The 23958-nt window shown below is 61.1% G+C and carries 20 protein-coding genes; 4 read left to right on the top strand and 16 right to left on the bottom strand.

All coding sequences use genetic code 11. The features are described from left to right. Positions 1-11: 11 nt before the first annotated feature. Both C8D77_RS35265 and C8D77_RS35260 read right to left on the bottom strand, forming a co-directional pair. Positions 12-2015, bottom strand: a complete 2004-nt coding sequence (locus tag C8D77_RS35265) for a hypothetical protein (protein WP_109672282.1) — start codon at positions 2013-2015, stop codon at positions 12-14. Beyond that, positions 2012-3556 carry an NAD(P)H-hydrate dehydratase gene (locus tag C8D77_RS35260; protein ID WP_109672279.1) on the bottom strand — a complete coding sequence of 515 codons (1545 nt, stop codon included), beginning with the start codon at positions 3554-3556 and terminating at the stop codon, positions 2012-2014. The genes C8D77_RS35265 and C8D77_RS35260 overlap by 4 nt, the downstream gene beginning before the upstream one ends. A gap of 359 nt (positions 3557-3915) precedes the next feature. Between C8D77_RS35260 and C8D77_RS35255 the strand changes: the two genes are divergently transcribed. Together C8D77_RS35255 and glnA are read left to right on the top strand one after the other, a co-directional pair. Beyond that, positions 3916-4254 carry a P-II family nitrogen regulator gene (locus C8D77_RS35255; RefSeq protein ID WP_006205430.1) on the top strand — a complete coding sequence of 113 codons (339 nt, stop codon included), beginning with the start codon at positions 3916-3918 and terminating at the stop codon, positions 4252-4254. A 65-nt stretch (positions 4255-4319) separates the two neighbouring features. Further along, complete coding sequence (glnA, locus tag C8D77_RS35250; RefSeq protein WP_056588641.1) at positions 4320-5729, top strand: type I glutamate--ammonia ligase; 1410 nt, start codon at positions 4320-4322, stop codon at positions 5727-5729. Between the two features lie 310 nt (positions 5730-6039). Here the strand turns inward: glnA and C8D77_RS37930 are convergent, their stop codons facing one another. After that, complete coding sequence (locus tag C8D77_RS37930) at positions 6040-6816, bottom strand: APC family permease (protein ID WP_170136913.1); 777 nt, start codon at positions 6814-6816, stop codon at positions 6040-6042. A 507-nt stretch (positions 6817-7323) separates the two neighbouring features. On the opposite strand from C8D77_RS37930, the gene C8D77_RS35240 reads away from it, so the two are divergent. After that, the gene (locus C8D77_RS35240) at positions 7324-8829 is read left to right on the top strand and encodes a tetratricopeptide repeat protein (protein ID WP_109672276.1); all 1506 of its coding nucleotides are present in this window, start codon (positions 7324-7326) and stop codon (positions 8827-8829) included. A 122-nt stretch (positions 8830-8951) separates the two neighbouring features. Here the strand turns inward: C8D77_RS35240 and C8D77_RS35235 are convergent, their stop codons facing one another. Further along, a complete protein-coding gene (locus C8D77_RS35235) occupies positions 8952-9992 on the bottom strand; it encodes a glutamine synthetase beta-grasp domain-containing protein (protein WP_109672273.1) in 1041 nt (346 codons plus the stop codon). Between the two features lie 318 nt (positions 9993-10310). Between C8D77_RS35235 and C8D77_RS35230 the strand changes: the two genes are divergently transcribed. Beyond that, the gene (locus C8D77_RS35230) at positions 10311-10508 is read left to right on the top strand and encodes a DUF2735 domain-containing protein (protein WP_109672270.1); all 198 of its coding nucleotides are present in this window, start codon (positions 10311-10313) and stop codon (positions 10506-10508) included. Between the two features lie 85 nt (positions 10509-10593). Here the strand turns inward: C8D77_RS35230 and C8D77_RS35225 are convergent, their stop codons facing one another. From C8D77_RS35225 to C8D77_RS35170, 12 genes are all read right to left on the bottom strand, one after another. Further along, complete coding sequence (locus C8D77_RS35225; protein ID WP_109672268.1) at positions 10594-12480, bottom strand: MFS transporter; 1887 nt, start codon at positions 12478-12480, stop codon at positions 10594-10596. Between the two features lie 194 nt (positions 12481-12674). Continuing rightward, the gene (locus tag C8D77_RS35220; RefSeq protein ID WP_109672266.1) at positions 12675-13466 is read right to left on the bottom strand and encodes an ATP12 family chaperone protein; all 792 of its coding nucleotides are present in this window, start codon (positions 13464-13466) and stop codon (positions 12675-12677) included. 11 nt (positions 13467-13477) lie between these two features. Then, positions 13478-14395 (bottom strand): DMT family transporter, encoded by a 918-nt coding sequence (locus C8D77_RS35215; RefSeq protein WP_109672264.1) that lies wholly within the window; start codon positions 14393-14395, stop codon positions 13478-13480. Positions 14396-14397: 2 nt separating this feature from the next. After that, positions 14398-15378: an RluA family pseudouridine synthase gene (locus C8D77_RS35210; RefSeq protein ID WP_109672261.1), complete on the bottom strand. Its 981-nt coding sequence runs from the start codon at positions 15376-15378 to the stop codon at positions 14398-14400. A 60-nt stretch (positions 15379-15438) separates the two neighbouring features. Further along, positions 15439-15813 (bottom strand): fluoride efflux transporter CrcB, encoded by a 375-nt coding sequence (crcB, locus tag C8D77_RS35205; RefSeq protein ID WP_109672258.1) that lies wholly within the window; start codon positions 15811-15813, stop codon positions 15439-15441. Positions 15814-15844: 31 nt separating this feature from the next. Then, a complete protein-coding gene (locus tag C8D77_RS35200; protein WP_109672355.1) occupies positions 15845-16216 on the bottom strand; it encodes a DUF779 domain-containing protein in 372 nt (123 codons plus the stop codon). A gap of 122 nt (positions 16217-16338) precedes the next feature. Beyond that, positions 16339-17856, bottom strand: a complete 1518-nt coding sequence (gene adh / locus C8D77_RS35195) for an aldehyde dehydrogenase (RefSeq protein ID WP_109672255.1) — start codon at positions 17854-17856, stop codon at positions 16339-16341. A 142-nt stretch (positions 17857-17998) separates the two neighbouring features. Next, positions 17999-18970, bottom strand: a complete 972-nt coding sequence (locus C8D77_RS35190) for a helix-turn-helix domain-containing protein (RefSeq protein WP_109672252.1) — start codon at positions 18968-18970, stop codon at positions 17999-18001. A gap of 167 nt (positions 18971-19137) precedes the next feature. Continuing rightward, positions 19138-20796, bottom strand: a complete 1659-nt coding sequence (locus C8D77_RS35185; RefSeq protein WP_109672249.1) for a hypothetical protein — start codon at positions 20794-20796, stop codon at positions 19138-19140. A 169-nt stretch (positions 20797-20965) separates the two neighbouring features. After that, a complete protein-coding gene (locus C8D77_RS35180) occupies positions 20966-21796 on the bottom strand; it encodes an aspartyl/asparaginyl beta-hydroxylase domain-containing protein (RefSeq protein WP_109672246.1) in 831 nt (276 codons plus the stop codon). Between the two features lie 160 nt (positions 21797-21956). Further along, complete coding sequence (locus C8D77_RS38630; RefSeq protein ID WP_245462850.1) at positions 21957-22634, bottom strand: DUF930 domain-containing protein; 678 nt, start codon at positions 22632-22634, stop codon at positions 21957-21959. 5 nt (positions 22635-22639) lie between these two features. Then, positions 22640-23947, bottom strand: coding sequence for a replication-associated recombination protein A (locus tag C8D77_RS35170; protein ID WP_109672243.1), 1308 nt, complete (start codon positions 23945-23947; stop codon positions 22640-22642). Positions 23948-23958 lie beyond the last annotated feature (11 nt).

The following is a 23958-nucleotide window of genomic DNA, read 5'->3' as shown; positions in this document are numbered from 1 at the left end:
GCGCTGGCAGCTTACTCCTCTTCAGCCGCGCCGAACCCCGCCCCCATGGTGGCGCGGACAGGGCTGCCCCAAGGCGTCGCGTGATTGTCGATACGCATCTGGAAGATGAAGTAGGTCGGCGAGCAGAAGCCGATGCCTTTGACTTTGCCGATGCCAGGCGTGTCCGGTGGCAGCGACTGGCACATATAGTCCTCGCGGCAGAAATGATCGGCCGAACAGGCCGGCCGGTTGCCACGATTGACGGCGCCGCCAAGGCACTGGTCGAAATTGTTGGTGGCCACGCAGATGTCGAACTTCTTGCCACCGACCAGCCCGCAAATCTCGTTCGGCATCGGCTTTCCGGCTTTGAATGCCGCGAAAGAGCGGTCCTTGTCGTCGCAGCCGCGATAGGCGATCCCGCCAGGCACGCCGATTTTCGGCGGGCGGCAGGTGTAGGCGGTGCGCGAAACGTCAGGCGCGAAGGCCGCGAACTGGCCCGATATGCTGTAGCGGTCGTTGAAAGGCTGCGCCGCGTTGCTGGCGATCGAGCCGGTCAGACAAGGATGCCCGGAAAACATCTCCGAGCTGTCCTTGGGCAGCAGGCACTGCGCCAGTTTGGTGCGCACACCTGAAGCGGCGGCCAGTGGCGTACAGACGGTGCCGCCGCCGCACTGCCAAGTCGCGCCGAAGCGGGCCGCATCTTCCGGCATCAGGCACGGCATAGCCATTTCGGCCGGCGCATAGTCGACCGCGCCAGCATCCGTCCAGACCGCAGGCGGCGCAAAGGAGAGTGGACGGAAGCGGTTCGGCTGCTTGGCTTCGGCCGTGGCGCTGAGCCAGGCTTGGCGGCGCGGAATCTCGGCATGAAGATGCGGTGAAATACCAACCTCGATGCGATTGAGCGGCGACGTCGTCTTGTCGTCGAGGCCGATGAAATGGAACCCGGCGGTTGAACCGGCCTGATGGCACCCCTGGCAGGCGCCATTGTCCAGCCGCTCGACCAGCGCCTCCGGCGTGCGCACCAGTTTCAGCGCGGAATAATCGAGCGCTGCAAATTCCTTGGGCTGGAATAATTGCGTATACGGATGATTGGCCTGCCGCGCACTGCCGAAAGTCGACCATGAGATGATTTTCCTGGCCAGGAACTCGTCGGGAATTTCATAGACGCCTTCATCGACCGCCGGCAGATTGGCGCCGACATAGGCCGCGAGCCGTGCTTTCAGCGCCGCGTTCTGCGAGAGCCCTGCGGTGTCGGGCGTGTTCTCCAGCGGCTTCTGGCTGATATCAGCGCCATCGATGCCGAATATCCGCATGAGATAGGCGGCCTGACCGCCGAACTCGGTTTCCTGGCCGGAGGGAAAGCGCACCACCTGTGCGTTGAGCTCCAGCTGCTTGAAGGTCAGCCCGGCCCTCTCCAGCGGCCCGCCGGTCAACCAGCCGGCATCGACGCTCTCGTCAAGCTGTGGCGTCCAGCGCCCGGCAACACCGACGCAGCCGCCATCGGCATCGGGCGCGGCGCTGTAGACGGCATTGAAATTGAACGGCAGGCGCGACGCCAGCAGCTTGCCGTTTTTGCGAAAACTGTAGGCCAGGCGATAGATGAAGCGCACCTCACCGCAGCTCTTGTCGCCCTGCAGCACGGCGAAGTCGCGACGGTCGAGCCGGTTGACGACGCCGACCAGCCGAAAGCGCGCGGCATCGGTCTTCAGCCAGCGCATGTCCATGATGCGGCCGACATTGCCGTCGGTGACCTCGTAGAGCGGCCGCCCGCCGGCCTTCATCTCGGCGCGCAGTGCCGCAACATCGGAGGCAACCGTTTCGACGATGGCGTGATAGGCTGGCGCCTCGTCGTAGAGCGTCTTCAGACCGTCCTCGCCGTCGACCCCGAACACGTCTGCGAAGCCGAAACCCCTGGCATCGAGAGCGGCGAGCACCGATGGATCGTCGACGATGGTCACAGGGCCTTCGGCGCGCGCCGTCGACGCCACGAAGGCGCCAAAGAGAGTGGCGAGCACCAGAGCCAGGGTGCGGTTCATTGAGCAGCCGTGCGCGCGTCGAAGAGTTCGCGCAACACCGGCACCAGCGCCAGCGGCAGATCCTCGGCGATCAGGCCGGGTCCGAACCGGCTGCCGGCTTCGGCATGCAGCCACACCGCCGCGCAGGTGCCCTCGAAGAGCGGCATGCCTTGTGCGAGCAGACCGGCAATGATGCCCGACAGCACGTCACCTGACCCGGCTGTGGCCAGCCATGCCGCGCCATTGGAATTGATCGCCGCCTTGCCATCGGGAGCAGCGATCACCGTGTCGGCGCCCTTGTAGACGATGACGGCATTGGCCCGCACGGCGGCCGCACGCGCCTTGGCCAATTTCGACAGGGTCTTGTCGCCAGCGATATCGGGGAACAGTCGGCCGAATTCACCCTCATGCGGCGTTATCACCAACACTGGAGCGCTTGGCTCACGGGCGGCTTCGAACAGCGCCTGGGGTTGATGGGCCAGAGAGGTGATGGCATCGGCATCAAGAACGATCGCACTGGCGTGGCTTGCGGTCGCCTCGTCGCGTGCACCATCCGCCAAAGCCTTGATCAGTTGCAGGGCAAAATTGCCGACCTTGGGCTCTGGCCCGAGCCCCGGTCCGAACACCAGCGCCTCGGGACGGCGCGCCGTCAGAAATTCCTGCACCTCTTCGAGCGAACCCGCCTCGCGCAGCATGATCGCGGTCAGGTGTGTCGCGTTCACCTGCATGGCATTGGGCGGCGACAGCACGGTGACCGCCCCTGCCCCGCTTCTCGCGGCGGCCATCGCCGACAGCCGCGCCGCGCCCGTCGCGCTGGGGCCGCCGGAAAAGACGCCGACATGGCCACGCTTGTATTTGTGCGCGTCCACCGCCGGCACGGGAAATTCCCGCAACCACAGGTCCGGCACATTCTCGAAGGTCGACACAGCGAGCTGGGCGATGATGCCGTCGCCGATACCGATGTCGGCGAGCACGATTTCACCGCATTGCCCGCGCCCCGGCAGCAGCAGGTGGCCAGGTTTCTTCCGTGCGAAGGTGACGGTGACCTCGGCGCGAAACGCCCTGCCCAATATATCGCCGCTGGTTCCCGAGACGCCCGACGGCAGGTCGACCGCGACCACGGGCAGACGCAGGGCTGTTGCGGTGTCGACGGCTTTCGCGGCATCGCCGGACAGCGGCTTGGACAGCCCTGCCCCATAGAGCGCATCGACCACGATCGAACCAGGCTCGGCGGCGAAACCAGACAGCGGCCGGGGCTTGATCGGGCATTCCGCGGCGGCGAACGCCGCATCGCTTTCCGGCCTCGGCGCTCCGGATGCCCAGATCGTCGTGCTAACGCCGCTGTCGGCCAGGATGCGGGCGACGACATAGCCGTCACCGCCATTGTTGCCGGGGCCGCACAGCACATGGACGTGCGCCGCCGCGGGATAACGCTTGAGAATCTCAGCCGCGACGGCTTCACCCGCGCGCCGCATCAGGCCGATGCCGTCGGCTGGACCGGCGGCAATCGTCAGCCGATCGGCCTCGCTCATTTCGGCGGAGATAAGAAGTTCGTTGCTCATGGATTGCCGATCCGCATGCGATCAAGCATTGTCCAATTTTCGATCCGACGCAAACAAAGGGGAGTTGCCGAGATTTGCAGCCATATCGTCGGCATGAGGGCATTGCAGGCACGAAATTGCCTGAGGGATAGGCGATATGCCCAATTTTTGTGCGGACGCAGGTGCCGGCGCTGTGTAGGCTCCAGCAGCCCAAGCCGCTTCCGGTGCACCGAATGACGCGAATTTGCATCCCGGCGCGGCGCGGCTTTGAAATCGTATGAGACCGCTTCGAATCCGTCCAACTGGCACAGTTCGTGCTTGATGGAGGCGCAAGCGGGGGGTCACAACCCGTTTTTTTGGCAGTGGAGGCCACTTTTTACATGAAAAAGATCGAAGCGATCATCAAGCCATTCAAGCTGGACGAAGTGAAGGAAGCGCTTCAGGAGGCCGGACTGCAAGGCATCACTGTCACCGAGGCAAAAGGCTTCGGTCGTCAGAAGGGCCATACCGAACTCTACCGCGGCGCCGAATATGTCGTCGACTTCCTGCCCAAGGTGAAGATCGAAGTCGTGCTTGGCGACGATGCGGTCGAAGGCGCGATCGAGGCCATCCGCAAGGCGGCCCAGACCGGCCGTATTGGCGACGGCAAGATCTTCGTTTCCAATATCGAGGAAGTCGTGCGAATCCGCACCGGCGAAACGGGCATGGACGCGGTCTGACCCGACCCGGCCATCCTCCTGAAAACGTCATCATCAAAAAACGTCATCACACAGGGATACATGACATGACGACAGCCAAAGACATCATGAAGCAGATCAAGGACAACGACGTGAAATTCGTCGACCTGCGCTTCACAGACCCGAAGGGCAAGCTGCAGCACGTGACGATGGATGTCATCGAGGTCGAGGAAGACATGTTCGCCGATGGCGTGATGTTCGACGGCTCGTCGATTGCCGGCTGGAAGGCCATCAACGAGTCCGACATGGTGCTGATGCCCGATCCGGAAACGGTCCACATGGACCCGTTCTTCGCGCAGTCGACCATGGTCATCCTGTGCGATATCCTCGATCCGGTTTCGGGTGAATCCTACAATCGCGATCCGCGCGGTACGGCCAAGAAGGCCGAGGCCTACATGAAGGCGGAAGGCATCGGCGACACCATCTTTGTCGGCCCGGAAGCCGAATTCTTCGTCTTCGACGACGTGAAATACAAGGCTGACCCCTACAACACGGGCTTCAAGCTCGACTCCACAGAACTGCCGTCGAACGACGACACCGACTATGAGACCGGCAATCTCGGCCACCGCCCGCGCGTCAAGGGCGGCTACTTCCCGGTACCGCCGATCGACAGCGCACAGGACATGCGCTCGGAAATGCTGACCGTGCTCGCCGAAATGGGCGTGCGCGTCGAAAAGCACCATCACGAGGTGGCGGCTGCCCAGCATGAACTTGGCATCAAGTTCGACGCGCTGGTGCGCAACGCCGACAAGATGCTGATCTACAAGTACGTCGTGCACCAGGTCGCCAATGCCTACGGCAAGACGGCGACCTTCATGCCGAAGCCGATCTTCGGCGACAACGGCTCGGGCATGCACGTCCACATGTCGATCTGGAAGAACGGCAAGCCGACCTTCGCCGGCAATGAATATGCCGGCCTGTCGGAGAGCTGCCTGTTCTACATCGGCGGCATCATCAAGCACGCCAAGGCGATCAACGCCTTCACCAATCCGCTGACCAACTCCTACAAGCGTCTGGTGCCGGGTTACGAAGCGCCGGTGCTGCTCGCCTATTCGGCGCGCAACCGCTCGGCGTCCTGCCGTATCCCGTTCGGCTCGTCACCGAAGGCCAAGCGCGTCGAGATCCGCTTCCCCGATCCGGGCGCGAACCCCTATCTCGGCTTCGCGGCGCTGCTGATGGCTGGTCTCGACGGTATCAAGAACAAGATCCATCCCGGCCAGCCGATGGACAAGGATCTTTACGACCTGCCGCCCAAGGAACTGAAGAAGATCCCGACCGTCTGCGGCTCGCTGCGTGAAGCACTGCAGAGTCTCGACAAGGATCGCGGCTTCCTGAAAGCCGGCGGCGTCTTCGACGACGACCAGATCGACAGCTACATCGAGCTGAAGATGGCCGAGGTGATGCGCTTCGAAATGACACCGCATCCGGTCGAGTACGACATGTACTATTCCGTCTGAGATTCAATCTCGGACTAAGATTCAATATTATATTCAAGCCCTTGAAAGATTTCTCTCTTTCAAGGGCTTTTCGCTGCGCTCCGATAGGGGGTGCCTGCTGATCGGCGTGCGAAAACGGGCCGACTCGACATAAGCAGCGTATCTGCGTTGAGTTTTCGACGATCGTGCGCATGCTTAGGCGCGCGGTCTATCGGCACGCACGATACGTCGATTCGGTGACGTCAGTCCCAGGCTCAGCAAAGTCCGATGAATGGAAAGCGGATCACAATTTGATTGCGAACATGAAGCCAGGAGCGAGCGGAGCACTGTCTCAGGCTACAGTGACCGCTCGTCCGGCGCCCCCGCCAATGCCGCCGTTCAAGAAAACCCCGCCCGTCCGAACAGCATTGCGTGACGTAACCCCAAGGCCTGCGAATACGCATGCTGCACTGCGATCTGTCAACGCCACCAACCGGGCTGTGGATGGCCAATTTCGTTGCATGAACAGATGCTTATGGAAGGGTCTTTGCCACAGATAAATGCTGGAAAAGGCGGTTTTCCGGGCTTTCTGACAAACCATCACTGGAAATGGACACGGCGACGGCCGGATTCCAGTGGCATTCTCGACCGTCGGAATTGCCTGACTTTTTCTGGGTGCTTTTGGCTCGAGATGCGATCTGCCCGGTAGCGGCCAAAAAGAACCCCGGCCTGGGCCGGGGTTCTTGCAAAAAGCAGACCGTCGGAGGGACGTGGATCTACCTGCAAGCTCGTCGGGACCGTGCAGGTTCCGGTCCGTTCGCCTGGCCAGGACCAACAGGTAGTAGACAGCGGCCACGACCATGATCAGCCCCGTCGCGATCAGGCTCGGACGGCCGAAGGCGACGTCCAGGTAGTTCTGGTAGGCGACGTAGATCAGCGCTACGAAGGCGAGGACGGCCGGGACAGGGAAGAGCGGCATGCGATAGTGCCCGCCATCGTAGGTGCCGCTGCGACGACCGACAAACGCCGCCACGCACAGCAAGGCATAGACGACCACCAGCGACGCGCCACTGACGACCAGCAGCAGGTTGATGTCGATGAAGCAGGCGACGGCCGCCAGCACCGCCACAACGATGGTGGCGATCCAGGGCGAGGCGTAGCTGCGTGGACCGAGGCGACGGCGGCGTTGATCGGACCGAACCAGGCTACGGCCATATGGACTTCATTCCGTGGGGGCGCATGGACGCCTTCTACGCCGCTGTTGTGCAGGCGCCGAGGAGGCCGTGCTGAATGCCCTGGTCGCCAACCAGGAGATGATTGGCCGCGACGGCAACCGCATGCCTGCCCTGCCGCATGACAAGGTTGTGGCCGCGCTGAAAGCGCGTGGTGTCATCATCGGTTGACCCCTGGCACGCTGTATCCTGGACGGCGGCAGTAACCCGTTCCTCCGACGACAGACCTCTTGGCTAGCAATACTGCTGGACTCAGTCAGCGAGCACAACGGCTCACACCAGAGCTGAGGTTATCGACATCCAGGCCTTCGTTTTTCAGTCATCTCTCCAATTTTCATGATCGGATTCACCCGGCCATAAATCTATCCATCTATCTCTAGGCAACGAAGATGGAGTGTTGCCAGATGATCCCGAAGCAAGTTGTTTCAGCGCTATTGGCCGCCCTGATCGTCTCGGCGCAGCCTTCCCTGGCATTCGGCGGCAGCTTCCAACTCCAACAACTCAGCCCAAGCGACAGAGCGGCATTCGACGCCATCGTCAGCGCCGTCGACAATTGGCAGAGCGATCCCGCCCAGGTCGCGAAGGTTCAAGCGGATATCAAGAATTTCAGCGCCAGCCATCCCGATTTTGTCCCCATTCAGGTCGAGGCAGCCTACGCGAAATCGTTGTACGTTTCGGACGGGCTCGGCACGATCATTGGAAGCAAGTCATTCACTCCCATTATTGTAGAGCTGCAAAAGCGCGATCCGACCTATGCCAGATCCTACATCCTGGGTGCCCGGGCCTTCATTTTTTCTGGCGACTTGGCAAGCGCCAGACCGCAGCTCGCCAAGGCAGCTGAACTCGATGGCAACGCCCCCTGGGCCGATCTGACCTGGGCTCTGCTGTTCGATCGCGCCGGCGAGCGAAACAAGGCTGCGACGTCGGCCAGGGCCAGTCTCGCCAAAGCGGCAGGACAACCCCTGGCAATGGCCAAGGCAATCGTGATAATCGCAAGAAATGGCGGCGTCCCGGACGACAAATCCGCTGAAATGCTCGCGGACCAGATTTACCGAATCGAGGGAAACGCCTCGACTTTAACAACCGTCATCTCGGAGACCTTGGATCGGTACAGCTTTCAGCCGGGGCTCCTGCAGACTCTCGCGCAGCTTGCGCAGCGCGTTTCGAGTGCGTCGGCGCCAACCCCCAAATTTCAGCTTCAGATCGCACGCTGGTACCTGTCGGCGGGATATATGTATGAGGAGGCTGGGGCTGCCCGGTATCAGCAGGACTACGCGAAGGCCGCGCTCGATACGTTGGACAAGATCCAGGATGCACCGGACGTCGCCCAAATGGCCTGGAACCTGCGTTTCGCCATTGCCGCGAGCAATGATGATTTGCCCCAAATGCAACAGCTGATTGCGGACGGCGAGAAGAAAAATTACTCGGTGCAGACGATTGCGCACAACAAAGGCGTTCTCCTCTACGCCCAAAAGAAATTCAAAGAGTTGATCGCGCTCTACAAGGAAGCAGGCCTGCCGGATGACAATTTGCTTGCAAGGGCCAATGAACGTGGCGGCAGCGTGGAATTCGCCAAGCGTTACTATTTGCGTCAATTGGAAATGTTGCCGACCGCTCCAAACCTTAACGGGAACTATGCAAGTTTTCTGCTGACGCGCTTTGCGGATGCCGATGGCGCCATCGAATATGCGGGAAAGGCAATGGCGCTGATGCCTTATGAGAACGCCCGCCAAACTCTCTCGCTTGCCTTGCTTCTGAAGTCGGGCCGCTACGTCCGCAGCGGAAATCTGCCTGAGGCGAGGAACACGTTCGAGCAAGCCAGCCTGGTGGGAATAGATCCGGACTACGCCAGAAAATGGTGCTTCGATTTCTGTGACGATGTGAAGGCCGCGCTTCAGGCATTTCAGTAGAGCGAGCGGCGCGCCAAGGTTCCATTACAAAAAGGAACCCCAGCTTTCGCCGGGGTTCTTGCTTGGGAAGACCATAGGATGGACCTGAGACGGCCACGGCAGGTTTCCGCCGTGACGAAGGCTCAAGCCGCAGCCGAAACCTGGGCGCTTGCCGGCACCGAAGCGATCGTCTTCAGGATCTGCGAGGCGATCTGGTAGGGGTCGCCTTGCGAGTTCGGACGACGATCTTCCAGATAGCCCTTGTAGTCGCTCTTGATGAAGGAATGCGGCACGCGGATCGAGGCACCGCGGTCGGCGATGCCATAGCTGAACCGGTTCCATGGCGCGGTCTCGTGCTTGCCGGTCAAGCGCTTGTCGTTGTCGGGACCGTAGACGGCGATGTGGTCCATCAGGTTCTTGTCGAAGGCCGCCATCAGCGCTTCGAAATAGGCCTTGCCGCCGACTTCGCGCATATAGGCGGTCGAGAAGTTGGCGTGCATGCCCGAACCGTTCCAGTCGGTGTCGCCGAGCGGCTTGCAGTGGTATTCGATGTCGATGCAGTATTTCTCGGTCAGGCGCTGCATCAGGTAGCGGGCCATCCACATCTGGTCGGCGGCTTTCTTGGAGCCCTTGCCGAAAATCTGGAATTCCCACTGGCCCTTGGCCACTTCGGCGTTGATGCCTTCGTGGTTGATGCCGGCGGCGAGACAGAGGTCGAGATGCTCCTCGACAATCTGGCGCGCGACGGAGCCGACATTGGAATAGCCGACGCCAGTATAGTACGGGCCCTGCGGTGCGGGATAGCCGCTCTCGGGGAAGCCGAGCGGGCGGCCGTCCTTGTAGAAGAAGTATTCCTGCTCGAAGCCGAACCAGGCGCCCTCGTCATCGAGAATGGTGGCGCGCTTGTTGGAGGCATGCGGCGTGACACCATCGGGCATCATGACTTCGCACATGACCAGCACGCCGTTGGTGCGGGCTGGATCCGGATAGATGGCAACCGGCTTCAGCACGCAGTCGGAGCTGTGGCCCTCGGCCTGCTGGGTCGATGAACCATCGAAGCCCCACAGCGGCAGCTGCTCAAGCGTCGGGAATTCGGCGAATTCCTTGATCTGCGTCTTGCCGCGAAGGTTGGGGACCGGGGTGTATCCATCGAGCCAAATGTACTCGAGCTTATATTTCGTCATTCTAGCCTCTCGTTGCTTGATCACCGAACACTGAAACGGCGTCGACATGCGTCTGCCTTCAGCAGCCGGCCCTGCCGGATCCTTAAAATGCAATTCGTGTGCCATTCTTCGCCTGGAGGGTGCGGCAAAATTGACGCGGCATTCCATTGAAGTTGGCAAGCCGCCTAAGCAATGCGTCCAGATCAATCACAGCCGCAATACGCACAAATAATAGGCAAACACTGATCTTTTGGTAGGCATATTGCCTAACTTGATTGCAGACCTTATCTTCGGATCAAGTTGAATCGACAAGGTTCGGCAGAAGAAAGGATCCCGACAATGGAAATCATTTCCACGCGACCGTCGGCCAAAATTCTGATGTTCCCGGCGGCAGCGCGCGCTACTGCCTCAAATTTGAGCGGCAAGGCTAAGTTTGCGGCAGAGCTTGCCTCGCTGCGCGGTGTACGGACGGATTTCGGCGACGGCTGGTATCACGATGCGGCCATCGAGGAAGAGGCTCAGGGCCACAAGATCTAGCGCTGCGTGCACATCGCTTCTGATCAATTGAAAAGCCCAGCGCGATCGCTCGCGCCGGGCTTTTCTTTGTATGATGGGCCGTCGGCTACTTGGCGTGCAGGTCGGTTCCCAGCGTATCCTTGACGAAGATCATACCGATGATCAGCGTCATCGCCGCGATCACGATCGGGTACCAGAGACCATAATAGATGTCGCCCTTGGCCGCGCTCAAGGCGAAAACTGTCGCCGGGAGCAAGCCGCCGAACCAGCCATTGCCGATGTGATAGGGCAGCGACATGCCGGTGTAACGGATGCGGGTCGGGAACATCTCGACCAGAATCGCGGCGATCGGTCCGTAAACCATGGTCACGTAGAGGATCAGGATGAACAGGATGCCGATGACCTTTGTCCAGTTGACCTGCGCGGGGTCGGCAAACATCGCGAACGCGCCGGACGCTGGAATGCTGTAGACGGTCACATCGGCGGTGGCGCCGGCGGCTTCATCGGCCGTCAGCACCTTGTCCTTGACCGCCTGGGCGACCGGAACTGTTGCCTTCTCGCCTGCGCGAATAGCGACGGCATCGAGCTTCAGTTCAGGATTGGCCGCGACGAAGGCGTCAAGCTTCTGGTCGGCGACCTTGGAGGCGGCACGCTTCAGCGGATAGCCGCCATCCTTGAGTGCCATGTTGACCGCCTTGGTGAAGGCAGCATCCTTGGTCTTGGCCTGATCGCCGGCAGCGATGGCGTCGTAAGATTCGACCGTTTCACCGCCGACCTTCACCGTTGCCGAGGTCCCAGGCGCCGCGCTGGTGACGATGTCATACGGCACCGAACTCTTGGCAAGGAACGACGTGGCGATGTCGCACGACGTGGTGAATTTTGCCGTGCCGACCGGGTTGAACTGGAACTTGCAGTCGCCGGGCGCCACGGTAACCGTCGCACGCGTGTTCTGCTGAGCGGCGGCCAGCGTCGGATTGGCTGCCCAGGTCAATGCCTTGAACAGCGGAAAGTAGGTGAAGATCGCCAGAGCCAGCCCCGCCATGATAATCGGCTTGCGGCCGATCTTGTCGGAGAGCCAACCGAACACGACAAAGAAGATGGAACCCAACGCCAAGGCGATTGCGATCAGGATGTTGACCGTCTGCAGGTCGACCTTGAGCACGTTCTGCAGGAAGAACAGAGCGTAGAACTGGCCGGAGTACCAGACCACAGCCTGGCCGGCGGTGAGGCCGAGAAGGGCCAGGATCGCGATCTTGGCATTCTTCCACTGACCGAAGGCTTCCGTCAGCGGAGCCTTGGAGCCCTTGCCCTCGTCCTTCATCCGCTGGAAGGTTGGCGACTCACTGAGCGTTAGGCGAATCCAGACCGATACGCCAAGCAGGATGACCGAGACGAGGAACGGAATGCGCCAGCCCCAGGCGGCGAAGTCTTCCTTGCTCAACATTGCTTGAACGCCGAGGATGATGATCAGCGACAGGAACAGGCCGAGTGTTGCCGTCGTCTGGATCCACGAGGTGTAGAACCCACGGCGGTCGTCGGGGGCGTGTTCGGCGACATAGGTTGCCGCACCGCCATATTCGCCCCCAAGCGCCAAGCCCTGCAGCATTCGCAGCGCGACCAGGATGATGGGGGCTGCGATGCCCCAGCTCGCGGAACCTGGAAGCAGGCCGACCAGGAACGTCGAACTGCCCATGATCAGGATGGTCACAAGAAACGTATATTTGCGGCCTACGAGATCGCCGATACGGCCGAACACCAGCGCGCCGAATGGGCGCACCAGGAAGCCGGCAGCGAAAGCCAACAGGGCGAAGATGTTGCGTGTCGCTTCGGGATACTGGCTGAAGAACGTGGCGCCGATAAAGGCCGCCAGCGAGCCGTAGAGATAGAAATCATACCATTCGAAAACGGTGCCGAGCGAGGAAGCGAAGATGACTTTCTTCTCCTCTCGCGTCATGCCGCGGCTTGCTCCGCCGGCGGTTGATGCCATTGCCATTGAGTTATCCTCCCGTGAGACCCTTGTCCTCGATACTGCGCGACAATGTCCGTGTTCTCCTCCGAACGCGGACTCAAGCACAGCCATCACGGAAAAAATGACAGAAAGCAGCCGCCAAAGGCAGCGCGTCTTTGGGATTATGACTTTGGTATTAGGTGCGCTGCGGGATGAAGCGGAGCGAGCGGCGAAACCCGTCAGCCCTTGAGCGCTTCGAGCAGGCCGATAGCGGCCATCATGTCGCGCTTGCGGGCCGCGCGGCGCGCGACCGCTTCGGCGTCCTGCCCCCATTGCTCGATTTGCCAGTCCTCGTCGACATGGCCGGCAGCCCAGGCAGCCTCAGCGTCGAGCTCGCCGAAATCGACAGCCAGTGCCAGCAGCGCCGAACCGGTCAGCGACGTCATCACGTGGATGGCGGCCAGCCGCAGCGGTTCGGCGCGCTGGGCAAGATGGCCGCCCAGCACGGCGATGCTTTCGCGTGGCTGCTCGACATGGATGATCCCCTCAGCGAGATTGAAGCGAGCCCCAAGCGTCGCCCTCGCCCAATCGATCACCGGGTCCCAATGCTGGTTCTGCCGCTCCACCAGCCCCTGCGGCGCGTCGGCGCGGTAACAGAGCAGATCGGATGAGGCGAAGCGGAGAATGTCTTCCAGCACCGCCTGCGGATCGCTGGCGACGCCATCGATAGCGGTGTTCACAAGCCGCATCACCGGCATGGTCACCGGATCAATGGTCTCGCCCTGTGCGGCGAATTCGTCGGCGACGAGCGCTGCTGCTGCCTCGGTCGGCAGGGCCAGCAGTGCCTTGCCCGGCGTGCGCACTGGCTTGCCGTCGAGATGCACGGCAAAGCCGTCTTCCACCGGCGCGACCGAGACGGTCTTGTAGAAGCGCTTCGGCAGATGCGTTTTCATCTGGATCTGGGCGCGACGCACAGGATCGGGATCGGAGAGATATTTGCCCGCCTCGAGGTCGTTGAGGATATCACGCATAGAAGTCTCTCTCACACCGGCGTCAGCTTGCGCACCGGCCGGTTGACGATGATCAGGCCGGCGGCAATGAGGCCAAGTGCCAGAAAAATGCGCATGGTCAGCGGCTCATTCAAGAACATGGCGCCGCACAAAACGCCGAAAACCGGCGACAGGAAGGTGAAACTGGACAGGCCTGACGCCGGATAGCGCCGCAGCAGCCAGAACCACAGCACATAGGTAAAGGCGACGATGTAGACCGCCTGGAAAAGCAGAGCCAAAGTCGGCAGCACGGTCGGGTCGCGAACAGGCGGACCGGCGAGAGGCAGCACCAATATGCCGACGATTGCAGCACCGGCGAGCTGATAGAGCAGAAGCTTTTCAGCACTCGCCTCCACCAGCTTCGAACGCTTGATGAGAATGTTGGTCAAGGCCCAGAAAAATCCGGAGCCAAGACTCAGGAGATCGCCGAACAACATGTCTCCGCTACCGCCAAGCTTGTCGGAAAAAACCGCGGCAAGGCCGGCAAACGCCAGCAGCAGGCCAAGGAACTTGCGCAGGGTGATCTGTTCGCCGAGCAGGAAATGGCCGCCGAGCAGCATCCAGAACGGCATTGTGTTGACCAGCAGCGTGTTGCGGGCAACGGTGGTGTGCTCCAGACCAACATAAAGGCAAAGGAACTCGATGCCGAAAAGCACGCCCACTGTGATGCCGGCGAGCAATGTCCCATCATGCGTGAAAAGCGCTATGCCGCGCCACCGGCACCAGGCGAAGACGCAAAGACCGCCGATGATCGAGCGCGCAATCGACAGGAAGACGGGGTCGTAGCCGGCGTAGGAGACCTTGGCGGCGACGTAGTTCAGCCCCCAGGAAAATGTCAGACCGACCATGATGGCGGCGGCGGCCAGGTCGACCGTGTCGCGCCGGTCGAGCGTGTCGGTGGCGCCGCTCAAGATCAGTCCTCCGCGCTGGCGTCGTCGAAGCCGATCAGGTTCCAGCTCTGGCGCATATGCGGCGGCATTGGCGCGGTGACATCGATGACACCCTTGTCCGGATGCGGAATGATGATGCGGCGGGCGTGCAGATGCAGGCGGTTTTGAATACCGCCGGGAAAATCCCAGTTGGTGTCGGCCTCGAAATATTTCGGATCGCCCAGGATCGGGCAGCCGATGTAAGCGGCATGGACACGAAGCTGGTGGGTGCGGCCCGTGTAGGGCTCCATTTCCAGCCAGGTCATCGTCTGCGCCGCCTGTTCGATGATGCGGTAATAGGAGACGGCGTGGTCGGCGCCCTTTTCGCCATGCGCGGCGACACGGACACGGTCACCGTCCGGCGTCGGCTCCTTGATCAGCCAGGTCGAGATCTTGTCCTCGCGCTTGGGCGGCACGCCCTTGACCAGTGCCCAATAGGTCTTCTTGGTCTCGCGGGCGCGAAACGCTTCCGAGAGCTTCATGGCGGCAAGCCGGGTGCGGGCGACGACCAGCACGCCCGAGGTGTCGCGATCGAGCCGGTGCACGAGCCGCGGCTTCTCGCCCTTCTGGTTGCGCCAGGCCTCCAGCATGTCGTCGACATTGCGGGTGACGCCCGAGCCGCCTTGCACGGCAAGGCCCGCCGGCTTGTTGAAGACAAAGACCTTGGGATCTTCATGGATCAGCATCTTGGCGAGAACATCGGCATCGCCCTGGTTGCGGATCGAGTGACCGGTCAGCGCGCTCTCGCCCTTCTTGTCCACCTCAAGCGGCGGCACGCGCACCATCTGGCCGGGCTCGACACGGGTGTCGGCCTTGACGCGGCCGCCGTCGACGCGGATCTGGCCGGAGCGCAGCAGCTTTTGCAGGTGGCCAAAACCAAGGCCCGGGAAGTGGGTCTTGAACCAGCGATCGAGCCGCATGCCCGCCTCGCCGGCCTCCACCGTAATCTGTTCAACGCCTGCCATATCTTTTCGCTTATCCGTTTCCCAAGCAGGGCTCGGCCTACTCTCGGCGCGGCAATAGCATTATGAAACGGTTCTTGCGAGCCAAAGTCCCAGAAACAGGGCGATAATGGCGCCAATGACACTGGCAAGGGCATATCCGAACGCCGGCAACGTGGCTCCCCGCTCCCAAAGCGTCGCGAAATCGAGCGAGAACGCGGAAAAAGTGGTGAAGCCGCCGAGGATGCCGGTGGCAATGAACAGCCTGAGCTCGTTCGATCCGCCGCGGCGCGCCAAGATGGCGATGAACAGGCCCATGGCGAACGAGCCGGCGATGTTGATGGCCATCGTGCCCCAGGGATAGTTGGGGCCGACAAGGCGCAGCGCGCCCATGCTGGTGAGATGACGAATACCGGCGCCGATGCCGCCACCGACCACAACGAGAAGCAGATTGAACATGACCGTTACTGCCCCTGACGGGACGGCGAGGTCAATCCCCTGTTTGCGTAGGCGCAGGCACCGCGCAAACAGTTGAACGCGTCAGGAACCGCCGCTCGCGCCCATTGTCGAGCGAGAACATGCCACCCCTGCCCGGCACGACGTCGATGATGAGATCGGTGTGCTTCCACACCTCATATTGTGAAGCGCTGATATAGACCGGCGTCTTGTCGATCTCGCCGAGCAGCACATCATTGTCACCGACGATGAAATCCCCCTGGGGATAGCACATGGGCGAGGAGCCATCACAACAACCGCCCGACTGGTGAAACAACACCGGACCATGGTCAGCGATGATTTCAGCTAGAAAGGTTCTGGCTGCCGGCGTGACTGAGACTTTTCCCAGGGAAACCTTGTCGAGCATGCCGTCCTCCATCAGGAGCGCCTTCTTCAAGAAGACACCGAGGCGCGGCCGGTCAGCCGCGCCTCTTGCACAGATCGTGCATGATCGTTCGGAAAAGGATCATGCGCCGCTTCGGGAGGCGATCAGAAGAAGCCGAGTTTCTTCGGGCTGTAGCTGACCAGCATGTTCTTGGTCTGCTGATAGTGATCGAGCATCATCTTGTGGTTCTCGCGGCCGATACCGGACTGCTTGTAACCGCCGAACGCGGCGTGCGCAGGATAGGCATGGTAGCAGTTGGTCCAGACGCGTCCGGCCTGGATGGCACGGCCGAAACGGTAACAGCGATTCGCGTCGCGGCTCCAGATGCCGGCGCCGAGGCCGTAGAGCGTGTCATTGGCGATCGACAGCGCTTCGTCATCATCCTTGAAAGTGGTGACAGAAACCACCGGCCCAAAGATCTCCTCCTGGAAGACGCGCATCTTGTTGTGACCCCTGAACACGGTGGGCTTGACGTAATAGCCGCCCGCCAGATCGCCCGGCAGATGGTTCTGTTCGCCACCGATCAGCACTTCGGCACCTTCCTGCCGGCCGATGTCGAAATAGCTCAGGATCTTTTCCAGCTGTTCGCTCGACGCCTGCGCGCCGATCATCGTTGCCGGATCGAGCGGATCGCCCTGGACGATTGCCTCGACCCGCTTCAGAGCCTTTTCCATGAACTTGTCGTAGATCTTCTCATGCACCAGCGCCCGGCTCGGACAGGTGCAGACCTCGCCCTGATTGAGCGCGAACATGACGAAGCCTTCGATCGCCTTGTCGAAGAAGTCGTCGTCCTCCGATGTCACGTCCTGGAAGAAGATGTTGGGCGACTTGCCGCCGAGCTCGAGCGTCACCGGGATGAGATTCTGGCTCGCATATTGCGAGATCAGCCGGCCGGTCGTCGTCTCGCCGGTGAAGGCGATCTTGGCGATGCGGTTCGACGAAGCGAGCGGCTTGCCGGCCTCGAGGCCAAAGCCGTTGACGATGTTGAGCACGCCATCGGGCAAGAGGTCGCCGACAAGGTCAGCCCACAGCATGATGGTGGCGGGCGTCTGTTCGGCCGGCTTCAGCACGACGCAATTGCCGGCGGCAAGTGCGGGCGCCAGCTTCCACACCGCCATCAGCAGCGGGAAGTTCCAGGGAATGATCTGACCGACGACGCCAAGCGGCTCGTGGAAATGATAGGCGACGGTGTCGTGATCGATCTCGGAGATGCCGCCTTCCTGGCTGCGCACGGCGCTGGCGAAATACCGGAAATGATCGATGGCCAGCGGCAGATCGGCGGCGGTCGTCTCGCGGATCGGCTTGCCATTGTCCCAGGTCTCGGCGAGGGCCAGCAGGTCGAGATTGTCCTCCATGCGGTCGGCGATGCGGTTGAGGATCAGCGCGCGGGCGGCGGCGCTTGTCCTGCCCCAGGCATCCTTGGCCCTATGCGCGGCGTCGAGCGCTGCCTCGATGTCCCTGGCGTCGGACCGAGCGACCTCGCCCAGCGGCCGGCCGTTCACCGGCGAGATGTTCTCGAAATACTTTCCGGACAGCGGTGCCACCCATTTGCCGCCGATAAAGTTGTCATAGCGCTTGGCGAAGGGAACCTTGGCCGTGCGGGAAAATTCCACCTTATTCATTGTCTTCCTCCCAATATGCAGCGCCACGGGATGTGACGTGTCACTGGGAAGAGTTGCGGATGGGCTCGGACTTGTCAGCCCATGCCCAGCATTCGACCGGTGCCGAGTGTCGCAGATATGCGACAGCTCTGCCCCTCAAAGCTCAGTGCGGGCGGCGGATGCCGAAGCGGGCGAGCTTGCGATGCAAGGTGGCGCGTGAAATTCCAAGATTGTTGGCGGCGGCCGAAACATTGCCTTCGGCGCGCGCGATGGCGCGCTGCACCACGCCGCGCTCTGCTTCGCCCAGGTCTTCCGCGGCCCCGGCCGAGCCGCCAAGGATGTCGGCGGCCGGCAACCCCTTGACCAAGGTCTGTTGGGTGATGCCGAGAGCCAGGCGCGCCGAGCGCGTCGCGCCCACCACCAGATCGTCGGCATCGACAGCAATCAGCGCACCGGCACTGCGCTCGGCGACCGGCGCCAGCAAGATGCGTGCATTGGAAAACGCCAGGCGGAAATTCTCGGCCTCGATGCGGCGCGCGGCATCGCCAACCGCAATGGCGATCAGGTTGACAAAGCCTTCGGTCAGGTCCGACCGGCATGACGAGACATCGAGTGCCGCCGCCAGATTGCCTTCATGATCGAAGATCGGCGCGGTGGTGCAACTGAGCAGTGTGTTGCGCGCGAAGAAATGCTGGTCGCGATGAATGGTGAGGGCGCGCTGATCGGCAAGGCATGTGCCGATGCCGTTGGTGCCTTCGGAGTCCTCACTCCAGACGGTGCCCGTCCACAGGCCCCACTCGTCGAACGTGTCGTCGTCGGCAACAGCGCCGCGGCGGTCGACCGGGATGCCTTCACTGTCGGCAAGTAGCACGCAGCAACCAACCCCGCCGACAGCCATGTATAGCCGGTCAAGGCTGGCATCGGCGGCACGGCGCAACGGTTCCATACGCTGCCTGGCTTGCCTCAGTTCGCCTTCGGTCAAGCGTCGTGGCGCCTGTCGCTCGGCTGGATCGAGACCGTGCAATGTGAGCGAACGCCGCCAAGAAGCAACCAACGCCGAGCGCGCCGCATCGTTGCTGGCGATTGAGGCCTGGATAAAATCCGAATGATGACCCGTCGGCTGCCGTCCGTTCACCTTATCCTCCCAAGGCGACTGTCGCTTCCAACTCAACAGCAGCGTTATATCCTCCCTGATATATCCGCTGCATCAAGTTGTAGAGGAACGAGGCTCGCCGGCGCTATAAGACGATGGTGTAATAACAGCCGCGAAGAGTGACTTGGAGCCCTGCCCAAACGCTGTCATCACCACTCAGGTGTTGTCCAGCCTGGGTACTTCTTCCTGAGGTCGGCGTAGAGGGCATCTATTTCCGTTTTGCTGACCGGGCGCACCTGTTCATAGAGGTAGCCCATGACGTCGCCGGACAACTGATAAGCCGCGACGCGCCTATAGGCTGCGCCGATGCCTTTGCCTTCGACAATATATTGGTCCGGTATCGTGACACAGAGCTGCGCGCCCGACTGCAAATGGGTGACGGGCGGGTCGGTTACGACGATATATCTGGATTTCAGCACTCCCGGCCTGAATTGATCGCGACTATCGACCTGACAGGTCCACTCGATACGGGGGTAAAGATCTTTATCCATTTCATACAACAACGAGTCGCTCATGATCGAGCCGGAGGCAAATACCGAAAAACGGTCCTCGGGTCGCATTCTTCCAACAAGATCATCGATGAGGCGTCTGTATTCAGAGAGATTGTCGAGGTGAAGAGGGAGCGTGGCTTCCCTGGCAAAGACGTCGCTGATCGGCGATAGCATCTGGCGGCCAAGCGGAAAAAAGGTGCCAAAAAAAGCAAGTCCAGTGGCTACCGATATCGCGGCAGTCGACCATCGCGATCTCAGCGCCGGCATCGAAACGATCGCAACGATTGCCTGGGCATAGGCAGGAAAGAGCCAAAGAAACATCGGCATTGAATGATGACGGTCCGGATCCTGCATCCGGGTGAAGAGGAAAAAGGTGAGAGCCGAGGCAACGGCACAGAACAGGGAAAATCTGTTTCGGCGTATGACGGAGATGTAAAGGCCAACTACGATCAACAGCCAGTTCACATAGCTGAGCCGGGATCCTATCTGGTCAACCTGCGAAACGAAGCTCGTCTTGTATCCGCTGTAAAGGTCGCCATAGCTGGTTCCCAGGATCTTGAGGATCAAGGGTTGCTGGAAGGTCAATGCGGCTCCGACGACAACGAGAACCGCACACAAACCTCCGACGGCGGCATTCCGGAGTGCCGGAAAGTCCCGGTCTTTTGCGACCTGCAGAAGACAGAACAAGGCTGCGGAAATTCCGACCCCGACGACAGGATAGGCATACCAGCGGCGCAGCACGAACGCCAACCACAGACATATGCCGACGCGTACTCCGCTGATCACCGGTTCATGGGTCAGGAACCTCGATTTCCAAAGAAAATAGGTTGCCGCGGAGAGCGCGAGGCAGCCGGCAACATCAGGCAATCCACGAAGCGTCGCCGCCCAGAACGGCGTGTAGAGAAAGGCCGCAATCCATACCGCGAGCCAGCTTCGGGATGAAGATGTCTCGGTCGCCGCCTCCAGATAGCTCATTCTGCCGATGAAAAGGGCGGTCGGGACCAGGTAAATAGCGACTATTCCGGCGATGTATGAAAACCTCGAATCGCCAAAGACGATGTGAAACGGCATCAGCGGCACCAGGATTGCCGCACTGTAGTCATCCGTTGCGATTGAGGCCCTCAAGTGGCTGAGCCACTCGAGAGGACTCTGGACCAAGAGCGTGCCTTGCCGATTGAACGTGTCGAAATAGGCAGCGAAGTCCCAATAATAGACAGGCTCTTCAAGGCTTACGTAAATGACTGCAAGAGCAACTCCCAGCAAGACGGTGCATAGATACGTTCCTGTCCAAAATCCGAGAGATTTATTCTTCGTCACTTGCGGCCGCCAGAAGGAGAAGAAGTAGGACTGTCAAAGCCAACCCAAGACACCGTTTATGCAGCCAGGAGCCGTTCCGGCGCATGAGCGGCCGACAAGGATGGCCAAGTCTCATACATTCAGAGCACCCAAATGCTGCCGGCAGAACCGACTGCTCTGAGTTTAAAGCTCAGGTCGTCCCGGCTTTCTTCGGCTTGGTCGAACCGATCATCTTCCAGTTCTTGTAGAACATGGAATTGATGCGCTCGACGCTTACCGAGACGATTGCGAGCATGCCCGCGATCAGCCCCGGAACCGGGGACGGACGGATGATGTCCATGAACACGCAGTAACGACGGCCGTCATACTCGTTGACCGAGCGATGCAGCAGCGTGTCGTCGAAGATGAACAGCGGATTGTCGTACCAGTAGTTCTTGACGTTGCCGCACTCGACGAAAATCTCCGATTTCACCGGGATCAGATTGTAGAGAATGCGCAGGCTCAGCCGCAGCGGGCCGAAGTGCCAGGACGTTGATTCGCGCTTGCTGAACACGGAAACGGCGATGGTCTTGATGTATTTGAAATCCTTGTTGAACTCGGCAACGTTGTCGATCTTGTGCTTACCGTACCACTGGTAGACATACATGCCGCGCCGGCCGGTGCCGAAATTGGCGTCGATGTCGGCGATGATCTCGTCCTTGCGCGCCTTGAAGATGTCCAGGACCTCATTGACCTCGCGCTGATAGTCGGCGGGAAACTGCTCCAGCTTCCAGACGCCAGGATTTCTGTAGCACAGCAAGTCGACCAGCAGATTGAAAGGCGAAAGCAGCCAGGTGAACAGGCCGTTGCCTAGGAAATAACCGCTGAACAGTGACAAATCCTTCCTGTCGTTGCGCAGCACGTCGATCAGGCCGCAAACGATGAAGATCGTCGTCAGGATGGGGATGAAATAGAAGCCAAGGGCAAGAAGCGGGATGGCAATGGCGAATTTGCGAAGGGATTTGCGAAGGTTTTTTGTCATTTTTCCACGCGCGAAGCGCGATCCTGTTGCGAATGAGGTGCCCAAATCACGGCAACGACCACCGCCCGGCCGTGCGCCTTGATAAGGTTTTTTGGGTCACCACACAACGGCCGCGGTATCGCGGCCGGCTGGCTGCCTGATGAAGCCTGCCGGTATCAGGTCAATGCACCGCCGGCAGGCCAAGCTCGTCCCATTTTTCCCTGGGAACCAGATCGCCAACCAGGAATTCGAAGCCGACGACGCTTTCACCGTCCCCAGCCAGTTGGCACCTGAACTTCAGACCATACCAGTTTCTGCGACTGCGGAAAGCCGCACCATTCGCGGCGATCGTGGTTCCAGTGATTTTTTCCTCCGCCGTTGCGTAAGGCACCACCCGCTCCGGCTGATAATCCGTGCGCCATCGGCGGATCTGATCCATGGCTTCGAGATTGCACAACTGCACCATGCGCTCGTCGGACGCGAAGGTGGCGAGATCGGCGCGCGCCTGCCGGCTGCGCGGATCGGCCAGCGTCTTGGCCGACAGCATTTCGGTCGGCCGGATCATGGCCGGCGCGGTGGGCGGTTGGGGTATGGGCGGGCTCGCAGCGGGCGGCGGCACCGCTGCCCGCACTTCGGGCACTGTCGGCGGGACGGGAGCAGGCGGCGGCCTGGTTGAGGCCTCGAACTGCTGCGGCGTCAGGATGTCGACCGACACCCGCTCTTCCTCCAGCCGTTTCGGCGGCTTCGGCAACGGCATCACGGCCAGCATCGCAGCGAGAAGCGCGTGGAGAGCGACCGCGGCGGAAATGCCCCAAGGCGAAGCCTCGTTTCGAAGCGTGACGACGACCGGGTCACGCAAACCCGCTATTCCCGCTCTTTGCGCAGCTTCGCCCAATAATCGAGCCGCTTCCTGATGTCGCGCTCGAAGCCGCGCTCGGGCGGATCATAGAAGGTCTGGCGGCCCATCTTCTCGGGAAAGTAATCCTGCCCCGAAAAGGCATCCGGCTCGTCATGGTCGTAACGATAGCCGGCGCCGTAATCCTCCTCTTTCATCAGCTTGGTCGGCGCGTTGAGGATGTGCTTGGGCGGCAGCAGCGAGCCATGTTCCTTCGCGGCCCGCGTGGCCGCTTTGAAAGCGTTGTAGACGGCGTTGGATTTGGGTGCGGTGGCGAGATAGACGGTGGCCTCGGCAAAGGCGAGTTCGCCCTCGGGCGAGCCGAGATAGTCGTAGGCATCCTTAGCGGCGTTGGCGACGACAAGCGCCTGCGGGTCGGCAAGGCCGATGTCCTCCATCGCCATGCGCACCAGCCGGCGGCCAAGATAGAGCGGATCCTCGCCGGCATCGAACATACGCGCAAGATAGTAGAGAGCCGCGTCGGGATCCGAACCACGCACCGATTTGTGCAGCGCCGAGATCAGATTGTAATGGCCGTCCTGGCCCTTGTCGTAGATCGGCGCGCGGCGCTGCACGATGCGCTGCAATCCCTCAGGATCGAAGACCTCGCCAGGCTTTGCTGCCCGCCAGACTTCCTCTGCCAGGGTAAGGGAGGCACGGCCGTCGCCATCGCTCATGCGGATCAGCATGGCGCGCGCCTCGTCGTCGAGCGGCAGCGCCCTGCCCTCGGTTTCCTCGGCCCGCGTCATCAGCTTGGCGATGCTCTCCTCGCCCAGCGAATGGAAGACCAGAACGCGCGCGCGCGACAGCAGAGCGGCATTCAGTTCGAAGGACGGGTTTTCGGTCGTGGCGCCAACCAGCACGACGGTTCCGTCTTCCATGACAGGGAGGAAACTGTCCTGCTGGGCGCGGTTGAAGCGATGGATCTCGTCGACGAACAGCAAGGTCTGGCGGCCATTGGTGCGGCGCAGCTTGGCTGCCTCAAACACCTTCTTCAGATCGGCGACGCCGGAAAAGACAGCCGATATCTGCTCGAAGGCAAGGCTGGTTTCACCGGCAAGCAAGCGCGCCACGGTGGTCTTGCCGGTGCCGGGCGGCCCCCAGAAGATCATCGAACCGAGCGAACCCGAACCGATCAGCCGGGTCAGCGCGCCGTCAGGGCCGGTCAGATGTTCCTGGCCGACGACCTCGCCAAGATTCTTCGGCCGCAGCCTGTCGGCCAGCGGCCGCCCAAGCGGCACCTTTTCCGGTTCATCGACGCTGAACAGATCGGCCATGCACTTCTTTT

The organism is Mesorhizobium loti (assembly GCF_003148495.1).
Taxonomy (GTDB): Bacteria; Pseudomonadota; Alphaproteobacteria; order Rhizobiales; family Rhizobiaceae; genus Mesorhizobium; species Mesorhizobium loti.
This window is presented reverse-complemented; position numbering and strand designations above follow the sequence as displayed.

Bases quoted from the DNA above. Each gene is read 5' to 3' on its own strand.
- C8D77_RS35230 (WP_109672270.1), top strand. From the start codon at position 10,311: ATGGAAATCATTTCCACGCGACCGTCGGCCAAAATTCTGATGTTCCCG.
- C8D77_RS35235 (WP_109672273.1), bottom strand. From the start codon at position 9,992: ATGACGAAATATAAGCTCGAGTACATTTGGCTCGATGGATACACCCCG.
- C8D77_RS35170 (WP_109672243.1), bottom strand. From the start codon at position 23,947: ATGGCCGATCTGTTCAGCGTCGATGAACCGGAAAAGGTGCCGCTTGGG.
- C8D77_RS35255 (WP_006205430.1), top strand. From the start codon at position 3,916: ATGAAAAAGATCGAAGCGATCATCAAGCCATTCAAGCTGGACGAAGTG.
- C8D77_RS35180 (WP_109672246.1), bottom strand. From the start codon at position 21,796: ATGACAAAAAACCTTCGCAAATCCCTTCGCAAATTCGCCATTGCCATC.
- C8D77_RS35225 (WP_109672268.1), bottom strand. From the start codon at position 12,480: ATGGCAATGGCATCAACCGCCGGCGGAGCAAGCCGCGGCATGACGCGA.
- crcB (WP_109672258.1), bottom strand. From the start codon at position 15,813: ATGTTCAATCTGCTTCTCGTTGTGGTCGGTGGCGGCATCGGCGCCGGT.
- C8D77_RS35220 (WP_109672266.1), bottom strand. From the start codon at position 13,466: ATGCGTGATATCCTCAACGACCTCGAGGCGGGCAAATATCTCTCCGAT.
- C8D77_RS35260 (WP_109672279.1), bottom strand. From the start codon at position 3,556: ATGAGCAACGAACTTCTTATCTCCGCCGAAATGAGCGAGGCCGATCGG.
- glnA (WP_056588641.1), top strand. From the start codon at position 4,320: ATGACGACAGCCAAAGACATCATGAAGCAGATCAAGGACAACGACGTG.
- C8D77_RS35240 (WP_109672276.1), top strand. From the start codon at position 7,324: ATGATCCCGAAGCAAGTTGTTTCAGCGCTATTGGCCGCCCTGATCGTC.
- adh (WP_109672255.1), bottom strand. From the start codon at position 17,856: ATGAATAAGGTGGAATTTTCCCGCACGGCCAAGGTTCCCTTCGCCAAG.
- C8D77_RS35200 (WP_109672355.1), bottom strand. From the start codon at position 16,216: ATGCTCGACAAGGTTTCCCTGGGAAAAGTCTCAGTCACGCCGGCAGCC.
- C8D77_RS35265 (WP_109672282.1), bottom strand. From the start codon at position 2,015: ATGAACCGCACCCTGGCTCTGGTGCTCGCCACTCTCTTTGGCGCCTTC.
- C8D77_RS35210 (WP_109672261.1), bottom strand. From the start codon at position 15,378: ATGGCAGGCGTTGAACAGATTACGGTGGAGGCCGGCGAGGCGGGCATG.